This is a genomic window from Pseudomonas sp. R62 (assembly GCF_000257605.1).
GTDB lineage: Bacteria > Pseudomonadota > Gammaproteobacteria > Pseudomonadales > Pseudomonadaceae > Aquipseudomonas > Aquipseudomonas atacamensis.
In genome coordinates this window covers 1-536 of the sequence record NZ_AHZM01000981.1, presented here as the reverse complement: position 1 = coordinate 536, position 536 = coordinate 1, and the positions used below count along the sequence as shown (strand labels likewise).

Sequence of the window (536 nt, the reverse complement as noted above, 5' to 3'; positions counted from 1 at the left end):
ACCCCCGTCGCAAAACGTGGCGAACGCGCCAGCAGGATCTCGTCGCCACGGGTCACCAGCACGATCATGCTCGGCGAGATCCGTGGGTAGCTGCGCAAGTCGCAGGCCTCGCAATACATCGCCCGCTCGCGTGGCACCTGGACCATGGCCTGGCCGCAACGCCCACAAAACCTGTGTTCACGCGCCCAGGTACCGATCTGTGCCGCATACCCCAGCACTTTGTAAAGCGTGTGGTCGCCTTGCAGCATGAAGCCGCGCAGACCCTGCCAGCTGCAGCCCGGTACTTCAGCAGGGGCATCGAGTTCCAGCAGGTACACCGGTTCGCCATCAAGGTGGCCAATGCCGTGTTCGGCGAACACCGAGAGGTCCTGGCGCTTGAGCCACTCCCGGGGAAACAAGGGGCCATTGGTGTCGTGTAAAAAGCCCTCGCGGCTGCGGGCGACGGCCCAGCCACCGGGGGTGTCGTTGTCCAGCAACGTTGTGGTAATCCAGCCTGGGGTCATGTCAGTCAATCCACGAATTCGGGTTTCTGCTTA

At 62.9% G+C, this 536-nt stretch carries 1 protein-coding gene; it reads right to left on the bottom strand.

Going from position 1 to position 536, the window contains the following annotated elements; all coding sequences use genetic code 11:
• Positions 1-503 (bottom strand): NUDIX-like domain-containing protein (locus OQK_RS01450; protein ID WP_016770783.1); only part of this gene is annotated, 503 nt, incomplete at its 3' end.
• Positions 504-536 lie beyond the last annotated feature (33 nt).